Below are 16,887 nucleotides of genomic sequence, written 5' to 3'. Positions count from 1 at the left end.
AGTTGCTCACATGACTGCGACAGGCAACACGCGTGTGATCGGCATCATCGGGCCACCGTGCAGCGGTAAGTCGACCGTCGCTCGACAGATCGAATCGATGGGCGGCGTTTGGCTCGATGCGGACAAGATCGCCAAAGAACAACTGACCCGATCCGACGTGATCGACGCGCTCGTCCGGGAATTCGGGGCTGGCGTTTTGTTAGATGACGGCACGTTGTCGCGCGAGAAGATCGCGGATTTGGTTTTCGGCAGCAGCGACGAATCGAAGGCTCGGCTGAAGACCCTTGAATCGATCGTGCATCCGCGAACACGGCAGGAGATTCGCACCGCGTTGCAGGCGGCACGTGAACATCATGCTGAGTACGTGATACTCGATGTGCCGCTGTTGCTCGAGAGCGGATGGCAATCGGATTGCGACGAGGTTTGGTGTTTGTCGGTCCCACCGGACCGGCATCACGCACTGCTCGCCGCACGCGGATGGGATCGCGATGAATTGAAACGTCGCGAGAAGCGTCAATTGCCTTGGGGTGAAAAGCGGCGACGCAGTGATTGGGTGATTGAGAACGACGGCAGCATCGAAGAGTTGACGAAAAAGGTCCGGGATCGCTTGGGACGGTAGCATCCGGAACGCAGTCCCAAAGGGCAACGCTACGTCAGCCCACGGCAACGCCTTTGGGGGGACGGCTCAGATATCAATCTGCTCTTGCGTGGGGAAGCCAACGTCGAGGTCTTCCTCGAAGGTGCCGCCGTCATCGATTTCGTTTTCTCCCACGCTGTAGATCAACCATGTGGAGCCGTTGGGTTTGACGACGAGAGGCTGTCCGGTGAAGGGATCGAGGACGTCTTTTGGTGTGAGGGTGATCGGCGGTGAGGCGTCGCCGCCGCTTGCGATTTCCGCGAATGCTTCGTCGAGGTTGGGGACGTCTTCGAGTCGATCGGTTTGCGATTCTGGGGAAGCCAGGCGCTTGGATTCCTTTTGAATCGCGTGAACGTGCAACGCGATCAACAAACGCAGGCAACGAATCTTTGCCCGTTGTCGGTTCATCAGTGCTCGACCCGCGTTCATTGATGGGGCAACGACCGCGAGTTCGGCGGCTTTGGCGGTGATGATCGGTGCGGCCTCTTCGAAATGAGAGACGGCACCGAGTGCAATCTGTTCCTGCATGAATTCCAGGTAGGCCGGCAGCATGGTCTGGGACACGGGCAATGCCAGCGTCATGCCGGTGGAGAGTTCGATTCCGAGTGCCCTTTCGGTCGTCAAGGCATGTACGAAGCTGGACATCGCGTCGTGTCGTCGGAGTTCTGTATCGATCATCGCGAGCGACTTCGAGTCGAGTTTTCCAGATGCCACCAATTCAGCCAACAGATCCAGTAGCGGGTTACGGCAGGCGGCCGCGACCATGAAGTTGATGATCGTTGGATCCTGTTCTTGCAATCGAACCAGGTGAAGTCCTTTCAGGGCGAGACTCGCTGCCTGTTCATATTCTCCGATCGCGGCTAGAAAGCGACAGCGGCACGCCAGGGTTCGCTGGATCGTGCGAGGAAGTCCTGCCGCGTCGAGTAGTTTTTGTTGAAACGCGGATGCCGTCGTGACCGGTTGATCGATGCTGAAATATTGATCGCACCGTATCGCTGAATCGACCGCGTTCATCACGGACGGATGCTTGTCAAACGCGGACGTGATCCCGTCGCGGTCTGAATCGGACAGGCCGTTTCGCCAATCGAATGATTCGTCCGAGTAAAGGACAGGGGCAATGGCAGTGAACAGTTTCTCGGCTTCTTCTTTGGCCCGATCGAGATGCCAGGCGGCGTTGCTGCGATCCCACGCGATGGCTGTTTGCAGGTCATCGATGCCAGCCGGGGCACCGGTGTCCTGGACTGCGTGAATGCTGCGGGCGAATCGCATTTGCCTCAGTCCGATCGGGACCGTGATCAGAGCCACCAGCCCGACAAACAACGCGATTACGAAAATGACGAGTCGCTTGGCCATGAGAGCAATTACCTTCTTGGGGGTGAGAGTCCGGTTCGTGCGATCGGAGAACCGGTGTGCCGCGTTCTATCCGGCGGGTTTTGTTGAATTACGGGGCGCGAGAAAACAGAGCCGCTTTTAGGAAAATAGTCTCCCTGGTAAGCTCGCATCTTGGCGGATTGCCAGGCTCACGTCGCTCCTGCCTCGAATATGCTTCTTTAGCCTTCAAAACCGAGATAACACACTCGTCTGACCATGTCATTGATTGTCCAGAAATTTGGCGGCACGTCGGTTGCCGATCCTGAGAAGATTCGTGCCGCGGCTCGCCGAGCGATTCGTGCCCAAAAACAGGGACATCGTGTGGTGATGGTTGTCAGTGCGATGGGCAAACAGACCGACGAGCTGCTGCGGCTAGCCTCCGCGGTGAGTGACAAGCCGCCGGCACGCGAAATGGACATGTTGCTCAGCACCGGCGAGCAAACCAGTGTCGCGTTGGTCGCGATGGCGATCGATGATCTCGGCGCGAAAGCCGTCAGCCTCACGGGCGGCCAGTTCGGGATGAAGACCGACAACAGCTACAGCAAGGCACGGATTCGGTCGATCGACACCGGGCGGATCGAAAAACACCTCGACGAAGGCCACATCGTTGTCGCGGCGGGTTTCCAAGGGATCGACGATGACCTGAACATCACCACGCTCGGCCGAGGCGGCAGCGACACGACTGCGGTCGCGCTCGCAGCGGTTTTGGGGGCGGATGCCTGTGAAATCAATACGGACGTTGACGGCGTATACACGACCGACCCGCGGTTACTGCCCGAAGCGCGGCGGGTCGACGTGATCAGTTATGACGAGATGCTCGAACTGGCCTCGCTCGGCGCCGGGGTGATGCATTCCCGGTCGATCGAGTTTGCGAAAAAGTTTGGTGTACCGATTCACGTCCGGAGCAGTTTCTCGGATCGCGACGGCACCATGATCGTGGCTCAGCCGGAGTCGGAAAGTTCACCGGTCAGTGGTGCGGCGTTGACGAAGGACGAGGCGCGCATCACCGTACTCGGCGTTCCGGACGTGCCGGGGATTAGCCAGACGGTCTTCTCCGCGATCGCGGAGAAAAAGGTTGCCGTCGACATGGTCGTCCAGAACATCGGTGTGGAAGGAAAGGCGGACGTCTCTTTCACGGTTCCCGGTGACGAGTTGGAACTGACGCTCTCGGCGTTGGACTCGATCATGGAGAAAATCGGGGCAACCGGTTTAACCCATGACGCCGACGTTTCCAAAGTCAGCGTGGTAGGGCTGGGGATGGCGAGTCAGAAATCGGTTGCCGCGCGAATGTTTCGCGCCCTCGGCGACGCCGGTGTGAACATCCACATGATTACCACCAGCGAGATCAAAATTTCTGCTTTGGTGCCTCGTGATCAGGCGGCCACCGCGTTGCGTGCGGTGCACGAGGCGTTTGAACTGCATGAACGTCCGGCCGATGCCAAAACATGGGCGGCGATCCAAGCCGATTCCAGCCGCGAGGCGGACGTCGACGACGTTGTCGCGCGTTTGCAGAACGATGCCTTGGAGGCGCTGACCCTGACAGGTATCTCGATCGTGGAAGGGCAGGCCCGGGTGACGCTCGATGGTGTGCCCGATCAAGTCGGCGTCGCAGCGGACATGTTCGAAGAAATCGGTCGCGCCGGAATCTTTGTCGACATGATCATTCAGGGATACGACGGAGTCGACGGCAGCACGAGTGTCAGTTTTACTATCCATGACAACGACCTCGACGCAGGATTGAAGGTCGCCAAGTCGATCTGCGAAGCTCACTCGATGCGAGACGTTCGAGGGGCGGCCGGAATCACCAAGCTGAGCGTCAGCGGGATCGGGCTGCGAAGTCACACGCAAGTCGGAACGGTCCTGTTCGAACAACTCGCCGACGCAAAGATCAATGTCGAAATGATCGCAACGAGCGAGTTGCAAGTGAACGTCGTGATCGATTCGAAGCGTGGTGACGATGCGAAGAAGTGTCTGCAAGCAGCTTTCGCAGACGCGCTCGGTTAAGCCAATCACGTGATGCGGTGATCCCGGAAAACTCGCAATTTCGCCTACACGTAGGTCAGCCTCTCTGAGGCGGACACTCCATCACGCCCATCACGTCTTCTCGCCCGGCGTTGCCCTGACGTGTTCAGGGCCAACGCGATCATCCTGTCGCTACTACCGCGTCGTGCGTGTTGATCGACCGGCGGTCTTGAGTCCACCTTTGGGGCGAAGAACAAAGACCTTCGGATCATCGACCACGAACGACGTGCTCCAACGTTGACCGTCATCGGCACTGCAGACGTTGTAGAAGAACGTACGCAAGCGTTCGGCGCGATAACTGTAGGGGAACTGGCTGGTGATGTAGTCGTCTTCGGTGAGGTCATCCACACCGGGTGAGGCGTAGTAGTGAACCATGCCGTCCGGGGTGACGCTCATTCCAAGGGTCCACCAACCTGTTGTGGTGATTTGTGGGCCGCGGAAGTCGCCACCGTTTTTGTTGCTGCGGATGCGAAGGTAAGCGTAGTCATCGGCACGACGTGTTTCGTTTTTGCTTTCGAATTCGACAAACATGCCTGGCCAGTAGATCTCGTTGCCGAGCTCTTCCACTTTGCGTTTGAAGAAGCCCACTTCTTTCTCGATCATCGCGGTGGTTTCGAGAGCCAATCGGAAGCCGAAGTGTGGGCCGGAACGGTTTTCCCATTCCGCAACCGGTGGTAGGAAAACGCGAGTCGTTACGCTCGGGGCCTCCGAGATATCGATTCGTCGTTTGAGGCGATATTGCACGTTGCAGATGAAGTCATCCTGGTGCATCGTGCCGCTGGCGCGGCCGGGGATGCCGGTGAACTTACTGCGGAGCAACAAGGAACCATCGCTGCCGGGAAGTCCGCCCGGTGGCGTCGGAACGCGACGGACGATATCCGGGTGCCCGCGTTTGATCCCTTCGTACCAGCGACCGTTGGTGCTCTTGCCCATCGGTCCACGTTGGTTTTCGTCGATGTCTTCGGTGCTCTTGGGATTGTTGGGAATGTACTGCCAACTCGGATCTTCGAAGTCATCCGCGACGCCGATGATTTCACTGCCGGTTCCCGGGACGATCGGACGCTGTGCGTTTGCCGGATCGGCGAGGCCGGTGGACACGACGCACGAAAGGCAGGCGATGCTGAACGTTGCCAAGGTCGGTCGTTTCGCGACGCGATTGAGTTGGCTCGTTCGGGCCGTTTGCCCTGCAGGATTGGGCTGCCCGATGGTGAAGGTGGCAAAGAGCGTTTGCAACCGTTTGATGCGAATCATAATTCCGTCACTTCCGTTTCAAGATCGATGAAATGGACACGGCAGGATGGGGCGACCAACGTCGATACGCCCAATGTTCGTTCGCCAGTACTTCGGCGACGAAATTCTCCTTCCGTGACGGAGGCCCCCCTCCAACCGTATTAATCGGTACATTCCCTCTAAAACTCAATCCAAACAGACTGACATGCGACGAATTGCCAAGTTTGGCTGCGGAGAGCTTGGTGGGCGTGCTGTTACGCGGGCGTTGAAGACCAGCGTTCGGTGCGGGAGAAAGCTGCGGGAGAGAATGGATCGAGCGGTCGGGGGGCCAGGAAGCAATCAGCGGTCGCCCGGAATCGAAACGTAATCGGAATAACCGGCAAAATCCGCATCAATCCTCGTCGGAGGCGGTGATCTGTGCTGCATTGACACAAAAAGATGCAGGAATCCGCGAGCCCGGCTCAGAGCGGAACTATGATTCGTTGTGTCAAGGGAACGCTGAAGACAACATGACGGCCACACCAAGATAAAAAGCGTCCCCCCGTGCGAGGCGGGGTCGGCTCCTCGGAGTCGGCCTCGCCTTTTTTCGTTTTTCGCGGGAGTTGAGAGCCCGCCGAAACACGCGATCTTCCGCCGTCCCAGCCGATTTTCGTTGACGTCGGATGCCCTTTCGGTGAATAATAGGGGTTCTTATTGCAAGGCGACTGCGGTTGTCTCCGCTCTCTTCTCTCAACACAGGTGTGGCGTTGCGTTTGCACAACGAACTATCCAACCAAACCCGATACCCAGCCGCTGCCGATTCGTCATCGGACAAATCATCTCGGACGGGGATCACGCGGGTTGAGCATCGATCGGTACCGACGCCGCCGCATTTCGGTACGGCTCGGGTTGCGGCACAGACCGGCGTGGACGGTCGAGAACGCAGACGATGGGCGGTCAGGCTGTGGTTTGCGATGGCGGTGATGGCCGCGTTCTGGTGGATGCTCGCTGGTGTCGTCTCGGCCCAGCAATTCGACGCGATTAAATTGCCACCCGCGTTCGAAGCTTTCAAAGATCCGAAAAGAGCATCTCAGCTCGAACGGGCGGTCATGCAGCTCAAGACCGCGAAGGATCTGAGCAAAGTGGATTCTTCCGCTCCGGGAATGTCCAAGTTCTATCTCGAGCAATACATCCCGTGGAAGATCACCCAACGGGAGTCGCTTCCTGAACTCAGCGACATCGTCGAAGGACTGCTCAAGGACGTCGACGGGGCGCAGCGAATCGGTAGCGCGGGAACCCGAACCTTGTTGGCTGGCACCTTTGTTGGCATGAAAAAGGTTGCGGAGGGCAACTACCTACCGGCCGCTCGTATCAACGCGATCAACGCATTGGCCCGGCTGAATGAAAAGCCATTGGATATCGCTAACGGACGGCCGCCGTTGCCGCTGCGTTACAGCTATCCGATTTTGTTCAAACTCTACACCGACGAAAACGAGAGCGACGGGATTCGCGCCGCCGCTCTGCACGGAATTCACCACTACACGCGACTGGCATTCCCGGTCATGAAGCCGGATGAAAAGACGGCGTTGGTGACTGAGATGAACAATTTGCTCAACCAGGAAGTGCCTGGCTCGCGAGATCCGAAGGCTCACGCGTACCTGCAGCGTTTCGCGGTCGATATTCTGAACATCCTGCGTGCCCCCAACGACGCGACGTTGGGAACGCAGTTGATCAGTATCAGTACGTCGGAAGAGAAGCCTGACCTGATCGCACTTTACTCCGCATCCAAACTCGGCGGTTTTCAATCGGGGTTGGAAGGCAAAGTCGAAAATCCTGGCGAGGTGATGAAGCAGTGGTCGGCTCGTGCGTTCAACGCCGTGCAATCCGAACTCGATCGTTTTGCTGCACAAACTCGACCACGTCCGGCACAATCTCAACCGCCCAACCCGATCGATTTCCTGCGAAAGGCGGCACCTGAAAAACCCAAAGCCATCACTGCAACTCGCAAGGGACGTGCGCCGAGTGGCATGATGGGCGACCCAGGCATGGGAATGGGAATGGGACCCGATATGGACATGGAAATGGGCATGGAGATGGGCATGGGGATGGGCATGGGGCCTGATATGGACATGGGAATGGGGATGGACATGGGCTACGGAATGATGCAGACCATCGCCAATCCACAACCGCCCGAAGTCAACCTGTCCCGGCGGAAGATCGACTTCGTGTTGCAGCAATTGCTTCAAGGCGCGACGGGCTCTGCCCAAGGAACACCTGAGGAAAAGCCGAGCGGTTTGATGGCGGGAGTGCCCGAGAATCAACGTGCTGAAGTTCAAGCATGGGTGGATCGGATTCTCGAAGTTTCTGCCGTCGTGAACGATGAGCAACTCGATACGTTGGAAGAGTGGCTCGAGGCGTTGGACACGCAGCGTCCGGTTCTCGGTGATCTCGCCGGCATTGAGGTTGACTACGAGGAAGAGGACACGTCGATTCAGGAAAACCCTGTATTGCCGATGTTCCCCGGTTTTGGAAACGTGGGTGGAGGCGACGCCGATCAACCTGCCGACGGTGGACTTCCAGGGGCAGGTGGACTTCCTGCGGCCGGCGGTTTGCCGGGCCAGTAACCGCGGTGCGTTCACACGGTTTCGAAAACGCCCCTTCTTCAACGGCCGACGTTCTCCATTCGTCGGCGTGCGTGGTGGCGAGGATATGAACGCATCGGAAGATTGTTCGATGCCGCTTTGGAGTTGCCTGCGTGAACGTTTCCGCCGAGTTTGGTCGGATTCGTCTACCGATGTCGGAACCCTGATCGGGTGCAGCGGTGGGGCGGATAGCGTCGCATTGACCCGGTTGATCGTGGATCGATATCGGACTCGGTTTGCCGGAGCCGATCGAGTCCCGCCGCCGCTTGGTATCGCGCATTTCAATCATCGGTTGCGTGGCGAACAGTCCGATGCGGACGAGGCATTCGTACGCGAATTGGCAACCCGTTTGGACGTGACACTGCACGTCGGCCGAGCCGTCGGTGATGGTTCCTGCGATGCCGAAGCGGGCCTACGTCAGGATCGACTCGACTTCTTTGCGCGGACCGCCGCGGAAACGGGGTGCCGGTATGTCGCGCTGGCTCATACCTGCGACGACCAAGCCGAAACGGTGTTGCATCATCTGCTCCGGGGAACCGGCGCAGCGGGATTGCGAGGTATTCAGCCGGCGCGTCCGTTGGGAAGTGATTTTGTGATCCGCCGTCCGCTCTTGACGTTTCGCCGCCATGAACTGCGGGCCGGTTTGCAAGAAATCGGACAGACGTGGCGCGAAGACGCCAGCAACCAAGACATCCGCTACACACGCAATTGGATTAGGCACGAGGCGTTGCCCACGTTGCAATCGCGGTTCCCGCATGCGGTGGATGCGATCTCGCGTGCGGCCGAGAACCAGTGGCAAAGGGATGACCTGATGGGGCGGATGGCTCAGCAGTGGATCGACGCATTTGTCGTCGCGGATCTTGATGTTGACGAGCAAGTGGCAGATTCAGGTAGCGTCGAGCTGATTCGATTCGCACGGCCATCGGCGGTGTCGTGGGCAACAGCCACGAGGACGTTGCAACGTTGGCCGCATTCCGAGTCGCTCGCCAGGGAGATGCCGATTGTCGTCGCCGCCTGTCAGAAAATGTTTGCTGAGCGAAACTGGCCACGACGCGACATGAACCGCGAGCACTGGACGCGGCTGGCAAACGCGATCGTCTCGGACGACAACGCGGTCGGGGGAAGTCAGCAGGACGGACAACTTCCGCAAGGAAACGTCGCGGCGCAGGCTATCGATCGACGCGAGGTATCACTCGGTCATTGGCCGGGACATATCGAAGGTATACGCACGGCGCAGTTTGTAACGCTTCGATGGACTAGGAAACGTGACGACAACACTTGAAGGCGATCGGTTGTATCGATTGCGAGGGCACGTCCTCGACATGAGAACTCGCTGAGGATTCCGGTTCAAATCGTCGAAATAAGATAAAGCAACCTGCCCGCAACCCGGGCGTCTTCTTTCGAACGACTACGACCGACTCGATGACTGACACTCTCTCCATATCAACAGCCGAAGAACGCGGTTTGAGCAAGGCGGCGATTCTGTTGATGAGTCTGCCGACCAAGACGGCAGCCAAGGTGCTCGGGCAATTGCCGCCACGTTTGATCGAGTTGATCAGTATCAAGATCGCTCAGATCGATTCGGTCGGTGGCGATGAGCAAGAGGTGGTGATCGCGGAGTTCCTGACGAGCAAAGCGAGTTCCATCTATGCCAGTCCCGGTGGTCTCGAACGAGCGAAGGAACTGATCAAGGAGGCTCTCGGTCGAGACGCCGCGGAGTTGATCGGGAATCTGCAGCAGACGATCGAGGCGATGCCGTTCGGCTTCGTCAAAAAAGTGGACACGCAAACGTTGTTGCAGTTCATTGGCGATGAACATCCACAGACGATCGCGTTGTTGCTCAGCCATGTGCCTTCGACCTATGCAGCCGAAGTCATGGCGGGACTCGATGCGGAGAAGCAGCTCGAGGTGATTCGGCGAGTCGCCAATATCGGCCGGACGAGCCCCGCCGCCGTCGCCGAGCTCGAACGCGGTTTGGAAATGCGGTTGAGCAGCATGGTCAACCAGCAACAAAGCAACATGGGCGGTGTCGAGAGCGTTGCCGAGATTCTCAACGTGGTCGAACGGGCTGTCGAACGCACGATCATGGAATCACTCGGCCGCGAAGATCCCGAGTTGTCGGAAGAAATTCGTCGTTTGATGTTCGTCTTTGAAGATATCATCAAACTCGGCGATCGCGATATTCAGTCGCTGCTCAAGAACGTCGAGACCGCTCAGTGGGCGATGGCGCTCAAGGGTGCCAGTTCCGGGTTGCAGGAGAAGGTGCTCCGCAACATGAGTTCCCGAGCAGCCGAAAATCTCAAAGAAGAAATGGGCTACCTCGGCAGCGTTCGAATCAGCGAAGTCGAGTCGGTGCAACAGAAGATTGTCGACATCGTCCGGCATCTCGAAGACACCGGCGAAATCTCGAGACCATCGGGCGAAGCCGAAGAAGAATACGTCACCTAGATCGTATCCAAAAATGATGTAGGCAATGTTGCCAGGTTTGGGTTGCCAGAATTCGGTGGCGTGATTTCCGAAATCACCTGGATTCCGGTGGTTTGATTTCTGGCGAATGCAACTACGGGATTCGGGCACATCAATATTCGAAACGTTTTGACGTTTCCTGAACCCTTGGTTGCCCGACCCTCGAGAGTCATCGTTCTGCACAGACCCGTTTACGGCGTTCCGTATGCCTGCGTCAGAACGGGACGTCGTCGTTTTCGATCGCGTCTGGGATTGCTTTTTCGATTGGATACCGATCAAGGATGTTGGCGTACGCCGTGGCAGTACCCGGCGGTGGAGTTTCGGTCTCGGCAACGCCTTCTATTTCGTCGCACTCGAACAGTGTTAGTTGCGAGTCGTTTGTGTTCCGAGCAGCGCGTTTCGGTGGGATGAGTTTCTTCAGCGGAAGGGCTTCGGTCTTGTTCTTTTTCTTCGGTGCGAGCGACGCAAGTGATTTGAGAATTTCATTGTCGTATGTCGGGGCACCGTGTCGGTCGTATGCGATGGCTCCGGCTCGCTCGAGTTCTTTGAGCGCGGACATTCCATGATCGGGCGTCGGCCCGCGAGCTTTAACGACCGCATGAAGGCTGCGTTTGCGTTTGGGACGCGACTTGGCTCCGCGACCATTGAACGAACTCGCAATGCGGCTAGCGAGCACAGAGACCTCGGCAGTTGTGGGAGGTTTTACTGCGACCTGGGCCGAAGAGTCGATTCGCGTGGCCTCGAATCCGGTGCGAGTAAGCAAGTCGACGGCGTGTTCGAGGTCTTTGTCTTTGGAGGCGACTTCGAATATCGCGTCTTTGGGGAGTTCCGCGGACAGTCGACCGGCGATAAACGTCAATCCGAAGTCGGCCGAATTCTTTCCCGCCGGCATTGCCCAGATTTCGATCTTGCCTTCGGCGATCAAGAGGCCGAGAACCGACGCCATGCCGAGTGGAACTCGTGGTTCCTGACGACCATGAGAAGCGATGATCAAATCATATCGCTCTGCAGTCGTGGTAAGGTTGAGCACCTCATGAGGACAATTGTCCAAATCGATCAGCAGTACCCGCGTCCTGCCTGGAGCGACGTGTTTGTTTGTTGAATGCCTCACTGGCAAACCGCTGCGATGAAGTGAAGGTGCCGCCTGCAGAGGGGCCGACGCATGACGCATCGATCATAAGACCGCTGCGGTCGATCCTTCTCAGTCTAACGAATTGGTTGCCCGACTCAACGACCTTCACGTCTCATCGTTAGCTCGCGTTGGATTTCCTTCCCGACGAAAAACTGAGCAGGCACGAATGTATTGACGTCCAATGGAACGGTCAGGCGGACGGTGACGTCGTCGGTATCGTCGTCAATGACAGCGGGGGTGACGACGAGCGAAAAGTCTCGCAGCCCGATGGTGCTCAGAACACGTTCGGCTTCGGCTCGGACTTCCGCGTTCGTTCCGCCCGGTATGATTCCACGGCGAGCGCCCTCATACACCGCGTTATCGACCGTATGTCGAATCATCGCCACGCGGCAAAATTCAAACCCGGCAAAGAAGAACAGGAACAACAGCGGAGCGACCACTGCGAACTCAACGGCCACGGCACCGGTGCGATTGCTGCGGCGTGGTGCAACGCGTTCGATCCGGCGGACGGCATTGTTGTGATGGGGAGAGGTAATCAGAGGCATGTTGCAGTCCGGGGATTATGGTGCAATCCGGGTATTGATTTGATCAACGGCAGCGATGGGGTTACCGACAACTCCGAGCGAACCGAGGACGGGCTCGGATGTGGCGGCTCAATCCGTCAGAACGGTGCCGAGGGTCAATGCGATTTCGCGGTAGACTTCCTGCAGTTCTGCACCGGTCAACGCGTGGTAGTGTCGACCGCCACCGATGTCGGCGACCTCTCTCATGCGAGCGATGTCAGCACCGTTGCCAAACGTGATCGTGTGAATGGTGACTTTTTCGTCGGCGAGATCTTCGGCAACGATTCGAGGTTCGATGCCGCGGTTGTGTTGACCGTCGGTCATCACGATCATCGTTCTCTCGACAAACTCGGGCGGACGGCCGCGGCTCGCAATGTTTTGTCCGGCCTGCATTCCGCGCGAGATGCTCGTGAATCCACCGGTGCGAATCCGTCCCATTGCGGTGGTGATCTCGCCGAAGTCTTCGGTCAACTGGACGTCTTCGGAGGCACGGTCGTTGTACGATGCCAACCCGACCTGTTCCTCGACGGGAGTGGAACTGAGCAGATCGGTGAAGATCTGAATCGCGGCGGCTAGGTCAGCAAACTTTCGTCCCGACATCGAACCGCTGCGATCGATCACCAACGTGATGTCGCGTTCGATGTAAGTCGCCGTCGCGGTCATCGACGGTTCGAAGATATTGGTGCCTGTCACGTTTCCAAAGAGCAACGGGACGGCGCCGGAACGTGATCCCACGGTACGACGTCCGTTGACGCGAACCCCGTTGAGAGGTTCGCCACCGGTGGTGAACGCGTATTTGCCGTTTGCTTGTCGTTCGCTGCGTCCAAAATCGAAGTCACCGGGGGCGAGCAGCAGCGGATCGTTGTTGACCCGGTTGGCCGCTGCGATCTGTTGACCGCGGGCGATTGCCGCGTTGCGATCGAGTGTGTCGGCGAGCGTCGTTGCCGCTGCGTTGGCGGCCGCGTCGGAAGCAGTTCGCAGTTCGGCACGGGAGAGATGCATTTGTGCGATGTCAATCGAAAACGCCATCGTGACCAAAAACATGAACAGCATAATCGCGATCAGGATCAACATCGCCCCACGTCGTGGTTGCCCAGGACGTCTCGCGCCACCTGATCTTTTGTGTTTGCCGAGAGTTCTGCGAGTTTTCAGGTGTCCCTGCGGGCGGAATCGTTGGTCGTTCACGAGCGTTGCGGGGATGGAGGCCAAAGGATTCAAATTCATGTGAGTGATCTCCGCGCGAACAAGCGTGGGCGACTTTGTCGGATTGAAAGACAGTGTCGGGATTAAAAAGGGGCAAGCGTTATTGTTTGATCATCACGACGCGAGCGGTCAGCACGCGGTTGGCTACGAATTGGCCGATCAGCGGACTGTTCGGTGCGCTCGGTGCACTGACTTCGACGACCACCTCATCGCCACGATCGGTGTCGAGTGCTTCTCCGTTGGGGAATCGGATGTCGAACCCGTTGACCGCACGGCCTTCGAGAATCCGACGGGCCGACAACGTGCCATCGGCGGTGCTTTGTCCGTCCCGGATCGCAACGCGACTTGCTTCGTAGGCGGCAACATTCAACGTTTGCTTCAGGAAGATCATGCACGACGCTTCGATCGAACCGAAAACCAAAAGCATCAGGATGGGGAGGCAGACAGCGAACTCGACCGCCGCGGCGCCACGCCGGCTAAGACGTCGGCGGGAACCGCCACGGAGGCGAATGGATTCGTGTGGCAATCTGCGTTTGGCTCGGTGAATCATGTTTTCGTATTCGGCGGGCAATTTCGTGGGGCAGTGACGTTGTCCGTCTACTATTTCGCAGCGTTCGTCGCGTCGTTTTGTTCGGCGGAAAGGCCGGCGCGGTCGATCAAAGCGTTGAACCCGTCGGCGATTTCACGCCAGTAGTCGTTGTTGCGGAATTTCAAGTGGCGTACCGGTCGACCTTCCGCCGCGTTGTTGATTTCGGTCCGGAGTCGTGAGACCGGACCCGCGAATCGGTTGGTCAGTTTCAGCGTGTCGAGTATGAACGCGGGGAGTAGGGCTGTCGTGATCACGAAGAATGGCAAGAATCGACGGAAGCTATCGCCGACGGTTTGTTTCCAACTGACATCGGGCTGTTCGAAAAGTCCGACCCAGATCACCAACGCGATCGAGTTGCATGCGAAAAGGGCCATCCAATGCACGGCGATTTTCCAGACAACGCCGTACTGCACTTCGCGATCAATAACCGTTTGTGAACGTTTCTTGTTGGTCGGCTTGTTATTCGGTTCGGCTGACATTGCAGTGTGAATTTTGCGATATGAGTGAGAAGGTGAATCCGCGTGTCGAAAACGCAGTCAGCAAACGGCAAACTCTCCGCCGATGCCATCAACGCTAGGTCGCCCCCCTAATCGGAGAGGCAGTAAAGTCCGAAAACCGATCTGTCTGGGGTATCCCTACGTCAATGCGTGACGGTTGTGTCGGTTATCCGGATTGGCGCGAGGGCGGTGTCGGGGTGGCGAACGGGACGGTTCTCGGGCGGGGCGGATCTCAGGGCGGTGCTCGGCAGGATGGTTCCTGCGAGGGATATTGAATCGGTGATGGGGGTGGTAACTTAGGCAGTTCCGATGAAACTGACTCGAACCTTGACTGCTCCTCCGATTTGCAGGAATCGATTTCCCGATGGCGTTGAAACGAATTTCCGAGACCGTTACCGAAGAAACCGCGGGACGCACCGATGCGTTTGTTCGCCGTGTGTGTGAGACCTCGCACAGCCAGTCCAGAGGATTGGTTGATCGCGGGTGCGTTTGGATCGACGGTGAACTGTGTTCTGATTCGGCGAGGTCGCTCGAGCCCGGGGATTGCGTCGAAGTTCGGTTCGACCCGACGCAACGTTATCGAGAAAAGAAAGAGCGTCGGTGGGATGACCGAACATTCACAATCGCATACGAAGACGACCACGTGATCGTGGTCGACAAGGCGGCCGGTACGTTGACGGTCCCCACGGATCGTGGCGACCCAAATACATTGGTCGATCGCGTGTCGATCTATCTGAGTCACTCACGTGCCGAACGTGAGGCCTGTTTGGTCCATCGGCTCGATCGGGATGTCAGTGGATTGTTGATTTTCGGAAAACACCTCGCTGTCGCTGAGTTGCTCATCGAGCAGTTCAAGCAACAAAAGCCGGAGCGGATTTATTCCGCGATCGTGGCCGGAGAATTGCCTGATGACGAAGGCACTTTTCGGACGCATTTGGCAACGGGTAACAACCTCGAACGTTATGTGACGGCGCCCTCCAAACACAGCGAAGAGGCGATCACGCACTACCGTGTCCTGAAACGAATGGAGGACGCGACGTACGTCGAAGTTTCGCTGCCGACGGGCAAACGCAATCAAATTCGAGTGCAGTTCGCTCACGCTAACCATCCGATTTTAGGAGACAGAAAGTATGAGGCGAAACGAGCCGTGCATCCCCGGTGGATCCGACGAAGGATCGCGCTGCATGCGAGGTCATTGACGTTTCATCATCCGGTGACGGGCGAACAGAAAACGGTCGAATCACCTTTGCCGGCGGCCATGGAAAAGTTCCTACGTGGCAGCAAGAAGCGATAGCGCGGTTGGCCCCTCACAGCGAATCTATCACGGGACCGGTGTTATCCGTCCGCTCGGCACAATCGGAACCTTCGTGACCTATTCGACGCGAATGTTCAGTCCTGCCTTTGATTCGCGTATCTGTTCCCAAATACCTGTCCCATTGTTCAGCGTGGGGCAACGGATAGGTTGGCAAGTCTTTGCGGACCAGTGACCCGTCATCAACTAGATTACGTGGGAAAATAGAGGGCATGAACGCGTACGCTGGAATCATTAACGAATTGGAAACGCAACATCGAGAACCTGTTGCGTCACGCACAGGCAATTGCGTCTCCATGAAGCACTGCCGGGTCCTTTTGATTGAGGATGATCCGATGGATGCCTCAATCATTCAGCGATCGTTTCAAAAACAGGACAAGGCCAACATCTCGGTCGACCATGTCAGCAACATGGGGTCAGCGATCGATCAACTGCAGGCCAACAGCTACGACGTTGCCCTCGTCGATATCAACCTTCCCGATGCACGCGGCGCCGAATCGTTCGAGCAACTCCGAGCCTTGGACTCGTGCCTTCCCATCATTGTGTTGACCGGACAAGATGATGATGAACTCGCGATTCATGCGATTCAGTGTGGGGCACAAGACTACGTCGCCAAAGGACATTTCACGACCGCATCGCTGATCCGAGTTATTCGTTTTGCAATCGAGCGGCAACGCATGGTTCTTGGTTATCTCGCCGAGGCTGACAACGATCCGTTGACCGGGTTGTCCAATCGCCGGAATCTGCAACGACGTTATTCGCGTTTCCTCGCCGATACGCAAACGATGGGTCAGGCTCTGTTCGTGGCTCTGATCGATTTGGACCGTTTTAAAGAAATCAACGACACCTATGGCCACTGCGTTGGCGACGTGGTGTTGCAACGTTCGGCTCGGGTGTTGGTCGAGACCGCTTCGGATTCATCGTCGATTGTTCGTTTCGGCGGCGAAGAGTTCTCGGTGATGATGGTGGGTGACTCGTTAGCCGAGGCCCGAGAGCAGATCCAGACGATCCTCAAACGTTTGGAAGAAATGACGATGCAGATCGGCGACTACGAAATTCGAGTCACCGCGAGTGCGGGATTGGTGCAAGCCGGCAGCACTGAGAATTGGGAAGACGTTTTCAGCCGGTGCGACGAAATGCTCTACCGGGCAAAGGCGTCCGGTCGCAATCGCGTGGAAGCTATGTCAGAATTAGCCAGGACGTAGTCGCCGCGGATGAACGCGGAATTCGGTTGTATCTGCGAT

Annotated in this window: 14 protein-coding genes; 7 read left to right on the top strand and 7 right to left on the bottom strand. The window is 57.4% G+C overall.

Annotation, left to right across the window (positions count from 1 at the left end):
• Positions 1-10: 10 nt before the first annotated feature.
• Positions 11-619, top strand: a complete 609-nt coding sequence (coaE, locus tag RSSM_RS22635; protein WP_008684538.1) for a dephospho-CoA kinase — start codon at positions 11-13, stop codon at positions 617-619.
• A 66-nt stretch (positions 620-685) separates the two neighbouring features.
• Here coaE and RSSM_RS22630 read toward each other — a convergent pair whose 3' ends face one another.
• Positions 686-1,990 carry a hypothetical protein gene (locus RSSM_RS22630; protein ID WP_008684536.1) on the bottom strand — a complete coding sequence of 435 codons (1,305 nt, stop codon included), beginning with the start codon at positions 1,988-1,990 and terminating at the stop codon, positions 686-688.
• Positions 1,991-2,224: 234 nt separating this feature from the next.
• Between RSSM_RS22630 and RSSM_RS22625 the strand changes: the two genes are divergently transcribed.
• Positions 2,225-4,012, top strand: a complete 1,788-nt coding sequence (locus RSSM_RS22625; protein ID WP_008684533.1) for an aspartate kinase — start codon at positions 2,225-2,227, stop codon at positions 4,010-4,012.
• Between the two features lie 153 nt (positions 4,013-4,165).
• On the opposite strand, the gene RSSM_RS22620 is transcribed toward RSSM_RS22625, so the two are convergent.
• On the bottom strand, positions 4,166-5,281 hold the full coding sequence (locus RSSM_RS22620) for a hypothetical protein (RefSeq protein WP_008684530.1): 1,116 nt from the start codon (positions 5,279-5,281) through the stop codon (positions 4,166-4,168).
• Positions 5,282-5,970: 689 nt separating this feature from the next.
• On the opposite strand from RSSM_RS22620, the gene RSSM_RS22615 reads away from it, so the two are divergent.
• From RSSM_RS22615 to fliG, 3 genes are all read left to right on the top strand, one after another.
• The gene (locus RSSM_RS22615) at positions 5,971-7,863 is read left to right on the top strand and encodes a hypothetical protein (protein WP_236621315.1); all 1,893 of its coding nucleotides are present in this window, start codon (positions 5,971-5,973) and stop codon (positions 7,861-7,863) included.
• Positions 7,778-9,163: a tRNA lysidine(34) synthetase TilS gene (gene tilS / locus RSSM_RS22610; protein WP_236621314.1), complete on the top strand. Its 1,386-nt coding sequence runs from the start codon at positions 7,778-7,780 to the stop codon at positions 9,161-9,163. The genes RSSM_RS22615 and tilS overlap by 86 nt, the downstream gene beginning before the upstream one ends.
• A 140-nt stretch (positions 9,164-9,303) precedes the next feature.
• The gene (fliG, locus tag RSSM_RS22605) at positions 9,304-10,329 is read left to right on the top strand and encodes a flagellar motor switch protein FliG (RefSeq protein WP_008684525.1); all 1,026 of its coding nucleotides are present in this window, start codon (positions 9,304-9,306) and stop codon (positions 10,327-10,329) included.
• Between the two features lie 232 nt (positions 10,330-10,561).
• Here fliG and RSSM_RS22600 read toward each other — a convergent pair whose 3' ends face one another.
• From RSSM_RS22600 to RSSM_RS22580, 5 genes are all read right to left on the bottom strand, one after another.
• Positions 10,562-11,458, bottom strand: a complete 897-nt coding sequence (locus tag RSSM_RS22600) for a PIN domain-containing protein (RefSeq protein WP_008684519.1) — start codon at positions 11,456-11,458, stop codon at positions 10,562-10,564.
• A 116-nt stretch (positions 11,459-11,574) separates the two neighbouring features.
• Positions 11,575-12,024, bottom strand: a complete 450-nt coding sequence (locus RSSM_RS22595) for a TadE/TadG family type IV pilus assembly protein (RefSeq protein ID WP_008684517.1) — start codon at positions 12,022-12,024, stop codon at positions 11,575-11,577.
• A 108-nt stretch (positions 12,025-12,132) separates the two neighbouring features.
• The gene (locus RSSM_RS22590; RefSeq protein ID WP_008684515.1) at positions 12,133-13,266 is read right to left on the bottom strand and encodes a vWA domain-containing protein; all 1,134 of its coding nucleotides are present in this window, start codon (positions 13,264-13,266) and stop codon (positions 12,133-12,135) included.
• 79 nt (positions 13,267-13,345) lie between these two features.
• On the bottom strand, positions 13,346-13,795 hold the full coding sequence (locus RSSM_RS22585) for a TadE/TadG family type IV pilus assembly protein (protein ID WP_081613867.1): 450 nt from the start codon (positions 13,793-13,795) through the stop codon (positions 13,346-13,348).
• A gap of 50 nt (positions 13,796-13,845) precedes the next feature.
• Complete coding sequence (locus RSSM_RS22580; RefSeq protein ID WP_044303311.1) at positions 13,846-14,313, bottom strand: hypothetical protein; 468 nt, start codon at positions 14,311-14,313, stop codon at positions 13,846-13,848.
• Between the two features lie 382 nt (positions 14,314-14,695).
• Here RSSM_RS22580 and RSSM_RS22575 point away from each other — a divergent pair, with 382 nt between their 5' ends.
• Positions 14,696-15,625 (top strand): RluA family pseudouridine synthase, encoded by a 930-nt coding sequence (locus RSSM_RS22575; protein WP_008684507.1) that lies wholly within the window; start codon positions 14,696-14,698, stop codon positions 15,623-15,625.
• A 230-nt stretch (positions 15,626-15,855) separates the two neighbouring features.
• Positions 15,856-16,848, top strand: coding sequence for a GGDEF domain-containing response regulator (locus RSSM_RS22570; protein ID WP_008684505.1), 993 nt, complete (start codon positions 15,856-15,858; stop codon positions 16,846-16,848).
• The last annotated feature ends 39 nt before the right edge of the window (positions 16,849-16,887 follow it).

The organism is Aporhodopirellula sallentina SM41 (assembly GCF_000346505.1).
In the GTDB taxonomy this organism is placed as follows: domain Bacteria; phylum Planctomycetota; class Planctomycetia; order Pirellulales; family Pirellulaceae; genus Rhodopirellula; species Rhodopirellula sallentina.
The sequence above is the reverse complement of the archived record's forward strand: the minus strand, read 5'-3'. Positions and strand labels throughout refer to the sequence as shown.